We start from the raw sequence: 5,722 nt of genomic DNA on the forward strand, positions 1-5,722 counted from the left end.
CCCGTGGGCCGTTCCGGAGACAGCGATCGAAACATCATCGTCTGGATGGACCATCGCGCCCTGGATCAGACCAGGCGCATCAATGCCGGCCACCATCCCGTCCTCGACTATGTCGGGGGCGTCATCTCACCAGAGATGGAAACGCCGAAGCTTTTGTGGCTGAAGGAAAACCTGCCCGCGACTTTTACCAAAGCGCGGCATTTCTTCGACCTTGCCGATTACCTGACCTGGCGCGCCACCGGCAGCCTCGCCCGTTCGGTCTGCACCCTTGCCTGTAAATGGACCTATCTCGGCCATGAGCGGCGCTGGGACGACAGCTATTTTCATTCCGTAGGGCTCGGCGAGCTTGCGGATGAGAGATTTGCCCGTATCGGCACCGAAGTGGTCGACCCAGGCACGGCGGTGGGCGCCGGCCTGACGGAGAAGGCCGCGGCCGAGCTGGGGCTGGTCGCGGGCACGGTCGTCGCCGCCGGGCTGATCGATGCCCATGCAGGCGGTGTCGGCACGGTGGGTGCTGCCGGCGATGCCGGCACCATTTCCTCGCGCATGGCCTATGTGCTGGGCACCTCGGCCTGCACCATGGCGAGCAGCCAAGATCCGGGCTTCGTGCCCGGAGTCTGGGGGCCCTACTTCTCCGCCATGGTGCCTGGGTTCTGGCTGAGCGAGGGCGGCCAGTCGGCCGCCGGCGCGGCCATCGATCTCCTGGTGCATTTTCACCCGGCGCAAGCCGAGGCTTCCGTGCGCGCCGCGGCGGAAGGCAAATCGCTGGTCGACTGGCTGGCCGCGGCCGCCGCGGCGGCTTCGCCCGACCTGTCGGCGGCCGCCAAGCTCGCGGGAAGCATCCATGTCGTGCCCGAATTCCTCGGCAACCGCTCCCCCTTGGCCGATCCGGACGCGCGCGGCCTGATAGCGGGGCTCGGCACCGACCGCTCCGTCGACAGTCTCGTCGGCCTCTACGTGGCCGGGCTTTGCGGTCTGGGCTACGGCGTGCGCCAGATCGTTGCGGCGATGGCGTCGTCCGGCCTTGCCGTCGACACCATCGTCATCAGCGGGGGCGCCGGGCAGTCGCCGCTGGCGCGCCAGCTGCTCGCCGACGCCGCCGGCCTGCCGGTCGCCGCCTCGCAGTCGCCGGAGCCGGTGCTGTTGGGCGCCGCGATGCTCGGTGCCGTCGCGGCCGGGCATTACCCTGACCTATCGAGCGCCATGCCTGCCATGTCCCGGCTTGGCGAGGTTTTTACACCTGCGTCCGGTGACATCCGCGCTTGGCACGACCGCCGCTACGAAGCCTTCCTGGCGCTGCAGGCGGTGGGCCGCAGCATACGCTGAGGATCGATCAGCGCCTAAACAGCGACGGGACCTTGAATGGATCGGGCGCTGGCTCCCGCTCCGCCGCGGATAGCGGCGCCTATGCAAAATCCGCGTGACAAAGTTTGACGTTTACGTAAAAAGAAGGTGCGAAATGGACGCATGGTTTCGCGTCGGCCATGCGTTACGGTTGGCTGGGTCGGAGGAGGAGCAGACATGTACCGCGCGCCGGTCGAGGACATCGCCTTTACGCTCAAGCACGTGGCGGGGCTGAAGCCGGCGCTGGATGCCGGCATTTTCGGTGACCTCGGCGAGGACTTGGTCGACGCGATCCTGGCCGAAGCGGGGCGTTTCGCCCGCGAGGAGGTGGCTCCGCTCTACAAGGTCGGCGACGAGCATGGCGCGGTGCTGAAGGATGCGGCCGTCACCACGCCGCCAGGCTGGAAGCAGCTTTACCGCCGCTGGATCGAAGGCGGCTGGAACGCGCTGTCGGGGCCGGAGGAGTACGGCGGCCAGGGCCTGCCGACCATGCTCGGCGTCGCCGCGCTCGAAATGTGGAACTCCGCGGCCATGGCCTTCGGCATCGGCCCGACGCTGACCATGGGCGCGGTCGAGGCGCTCGACAAACACGCCTCGGAGGAACTCAAGGCCAAATATCTCGCAAAGCTCGTCTCTGGCGAGTCGATGGGCACGATGAACCTGACCGAACCGCAGGCGGGCTCGGACCTCGCGGCCTTGCGCGCCCGCGCCGAGCCGGTTGGCGACGGCACCTACCGCATCTTCGGCCAGAAGATCTTCATCACCTATGGCGAGCACGATTTCACCGACAACATCGTGCATCTGGTGCTGGCGAGGTTACCCGACGCGCCGGCCGGCACGCGCGGCATCTCGCTGTTTCTGGTGCCGAAATTCTTCGTCAATGACGATGGCTCGCTTGGCGCCCGCAACGACGTCTTCTGTTCCGGCCTCGAGCACAAGCTCGGCATCCATGCTTCGCCGACCTGCACGATGATCTATGGCGACGGTTTCCAGGGCGCCAAGCCCGGCGCCATCGGCTGGCTGATCGGCGAGGAGAACAAGGGGCTCGCCTGCATGTTCACGATGATGAACAACGCCCGCCTTGCCGTCGGCATGCAGGGCGTGGCGGTGGCCGAGACCGCGACGCAGAAGGCGATCGCCTATGCCAATGAGCGCCGCCAGGGCAAGGCTTCCGCCTATGCGGGCTCCGGCATGGCGCCGATCGTCCATCACCCGGACGTGCAGCGCAATCTGCTCACCATGCGGGCGCTGACCCAGATCGCCCGCTCGATCAGCTATTCCTGCGCCCATGCCATCGACCGCGCCCGCGTCGGCGAGGGCGAGGCAGGAGCGAAATGGCATGACCGCGCCAGCCTGCTGACGCCGCTGGCAAAGGCCTTCTCCACCGATGTCGGCGTCGAGGTCGCCTCGCTGGGCGTCCAGGTGCATGGCGGCATGGGCTTCATCGAGGAGACGGGCGCTGCCGCGCTTTATCGCGACGCTCGCATCGCGCCGATCTATGAAGGCACCAACGGCATCCAGGCGATCGACCTTGTCTCGAGAAAGCTGCCGCTCGGCGGCGGCGAGCATGTGCATGGTTACATCAGCGAACTGAAAGCGGTGGCGGAAGCCGTGCGCACCTCCAACATCGAAGGCTTCGGCCGCACCGCCGACAATCTCGACCGCGCGCTGGCCGATCTCGACGAAGCGACGCGCTTCCTGCAAAAACTGCTTGCCGACGGCAAGGCGGACGCCGCGATGGCCGGCGCCACGCCCTATCTGCGCCTGATCTCGCTCGCCGCCGGCGGCGCATATCTGGCGCAGGGTGGCCTGGCAGACCGTAGCCGCATCGCGCTTTGCCGCTTCTTCGCCGAAAACCTGCTCGGCGAGACCCGCGCCTTGAAGGAGCGAGTCATCGACGGCGCCGAAAGCCTCGTCGCCGCTGGCAAGGCACTGATTTCCGCTTAAGCACCCCGACGCTCAAAGGACCAACCGTGACAGACCATATCCTCGTCGAGCGCCAGGGCGCCGTGCAGATCATCCGCATCAACCGCCCGGACAAGAAGAACGCGCTGACGCGCGCCATGTACGCGAAAATGTCGGCGGCGCTCACCGAAGGCGACGCCGATCCGGCGGTCCGCGTGCATGTCTTCCTCGGCGTTCCGGGCGCCTTTTCCTCCGGCAACGACCTCGCCGATTTCCTGGTCATCGCCACCGGCGGCGAGGGTGGCAATGAGGTATGGGATTTCCTGATGGCGCTGGCCATGTCGCAGAAGCCGATGGTGTCCGGCGTCGACGGCATCGCCGTCGGCATCGGCACCACGCTCAATCTGCATTGCGACCTGACCTTCGCCACGCCGCGCACGCTGTTCCGCACGCCCTTCGTCGATCTCGGCCTGGTGCCGGAAGCCGGCTCCAGCCTGATCGCGCCGCAACTGCTGGGACGGCAGGGCGCCTTCGCGCTGCTCGGCCTCGGCGAGGGCTTTTCGGCCGAGCGCGCCAAGGCCGCCGGCCTGATCTACGACGTCGTCGCCGAAGAGGCGTTGGAAGGCACGGTGCTGGCCGCCGCCAAGGGCATCGCCGCCAAGCCGCCGCAGGCGCTGAAGATCGCGCGCGACCTGATGCGCGAGCCGCGCGAAGCGCTCATCGCCCGCATCAAGGTCGAAGCCGAGCATTTTCGCGAGCGGCTGACCTCCGAAGAGGCCCGCGCCGCGCTGACCGCTTTCATGACGCGCAAGAAGAGCTGAACGCGTCGCCCGCCCTCAGGGATAAAGCCTGGTCTTGTCCCAGCCGCCGGCGGCGTTGCGTGAAAACACGACACGGTCATGCAGCCGGAACGGTCTGTCGTGCCAGAACTCTATCGTCTGCGGCACGATGCGGAAGCCCGACCAATGTTTTGGCCGCGGGATCTCGCCGATGGCATAGCGCGCCGTGTATTCGGCCACCGCCTTCTCCAGCGCGAAGCGGCTCTCCAGCGGCCGCGACTGTTTCGACGCCCAGGCGCCGATGCGGCTGCCGCGCGGCCGTGTCGCGTAATAGGCGTCGGCCTCGGCGTCGCTGACGATCTCCACCGGCCCGCGCACCCGCACCTGGCGGCGCAGCGACTTCCAGTGGAAGCACATCGCCGCCTTCATGCTGCCAAGAATCTCGCGGCCCTTGGCGCTCTCGAAATTCGTGTAGAAGACAAAGCCTTTTTCGTCGAACCCTTTGAGCAGCACCATCCGCACATCCGGCATGCCGTCGGCGTCGACGGTTGCCAGCGCGACCCCATTGGGATCATTGGGCTCGCTCTTCGTGGCGTCCTCCAGCCATACGGCAAAGAGCCGGAACGGCTCCGCCGCTTCGGTGAAGTCACTGCTTGTTAACTCGGTTTCGTTCATAGTTTTCCAAATTTTTAACATTGCGGGAGGAGTTCGCCGATTGTCGCGTATCGCGCAAGCTTTTGACAGCGGGCAATGGAGCGTTATCGCTTCGGCCAGTGCCAAGGCTGCGCTGCTGACCTTGGCGCTTCCCCTTGCCGCCTGCGGCGCCGGCGGGTTCAGCCTGCAAAAGGCCGAGGTCGACCGCTCGATCATCACCGCCAGCGCGCCGTCCTCGCCAACCGCGCCGGCTATCTCCGACCAGGACTCCGACCAGACCACCATCGGCAACGCCGTTTCTTCCGCCGACATCAAGGAGCTTGGCGGCCAGACGGTGCCTTGGGCCAATGCCGCCACCGGCTCGCGCGGCGCGATCACCGAGCTGGTCGAGCTGAAGGACGGCGGTCTGACCTGCCGCCGCTTCAGCGCCACGCGCGAGAGCTTCGATGGCGTCGCCCTCTACAAGGGCGAGCTGTGCCTGGCCGAAGCCGGCGGCTGGCGCATGCAGGAGTTCAAACCGCTCTGATTTTGGGCCCCTGATTTTCGGGCGCTAATTGCCCTTGCGCCACTGGAATTTCTTCCTATGCGAGCGCATATAGGGGGCGACCACAATTCCAATCTCTCTAGCAGGCAGGAAGCATGCGCGACCCCTATGAGGTGCTGGGCGTTGCCAAGAACGCATCGGCCAAGGACATAAAATCGGCCTACCGCAAGCTCGCCAAGAAGCATCATCCGGACCAGAATCCGAATGATCCGAAGGCGAAGGACCGTTTTGCCGCCGCCAACCAGGCTTACGAGATCGTCGGCGACGAGAAGACGCGCGCCGCCTACGATCGCGGCGAGATCGACGCCGAGGGCAAGCCGAAATTTCAGGGCTTTGAAGGCGCGGCCGGCGGCGACCCGTTCGCCGGCTTCCGCCGCCAGCAGGGCCCGGGCGGCGCGCATTTCGAATTCCGCACCGGGCGTCCGGGCGGCGATCCGTTCGACGGCAACAGCGACATCTTCAGCCAGATCTTCGGCGATGCCTTTTCCGGCGCCCG

Annotated in this window: 6 protein-coding genes; 5 read left to right on the forward strand and 1 reads right to left on the reverse strand. The window is 66.4% G+C overall.

All coding sequences use genetic code 11. The annotated features are described in order from the left end of the window. The 3 genes from EOA27_RS18955 to EOA27_RS18965 all read left to right on the forward strand — a co-directional run. Positions 1–1,326 (forward strand): FGGY family pentulose kinase (locus tag EOA27_RS18955; protein ID WP_127256886.1); only part of this gene is annotated, 1,326 nt, incomplete at its 5' end. Positions 1,327–1,521: 195 nt separating this feature from the next. Further along, the gene (locus tag EOA27_RS18960) at positions 1,522–3,291 is read left to right on the forward strand and encodes an acyl-CoA dehydrogenase family protein (RefSeq protein WP_126078582.1); all 1,770 of its coding nucleotides are present in this window, start codon (positions 1,522–1,524) and stop codon (positions 3,289–3,291) included. 26 nt (positions 3,292–3,317) lie between these two features. Next, positions 3,318–4,070: a crotonase/enoyl-CoA hydratase family protein gene (locus EOA27_RS18965; RefSeq protein WP_126078581.1), complete on the forward strand. Its 753-nt coding sequence runs from the start codon at positions 3,318–3,320 to the stop codon at positions 4,068–4,070. Between the two features lie 15 nt (positions 4,071–4,085). Here the strand turns inward: EOA27_RS18965 and pdxH are convergent, their stop codons facing one another. After that, on the reverse strand, positions 4,086–4,703 hold the full coding sequence (gene pdxH / locus EOA27_RS18970) for a pyridoxamine 5'-phosphate oxidase (RefSeq protein ID WP_126078580.1): 618 nt from the start codon (positions 4,701–4,703) through the stop codon (positions 4,086–4,088). A gap of 40 nt (positions 4,704–4,743) precedes the next feature. On the opposite strand from pdxH, the gene EOA27_RS18975 reads away from it, so the two are divergent. Then, entirely contained in the window at positions 4,744–5,208 is a 465-nt protein-coding gene (locus tag EOA27_RS18975; RefSeq protein WP_126078579.1) for an RT0821/Lpp0805 family surface protein, read from the forward strand. Between the two features lie 113 nt (positions 5,209–5,321). Further along, on the forward strand, positions 5,322–5,722 hold a 401-nt coding region (locus tag EOA27_RS18980), incomplete at its 3' end, for a DnaJ domain-containing protein (protein ID WP_148669964.1).

It is taken from the genome of Mesorhizobium sp. M2A.F.Ca.ET.037.01.1.1, from assembly GCF_003998075.1.
GTDB lineage: Bacteria > Pseudomonadota > Alphaproteobacteria > Rhizobiales > Rhizobiaceae > Mesorhizobium.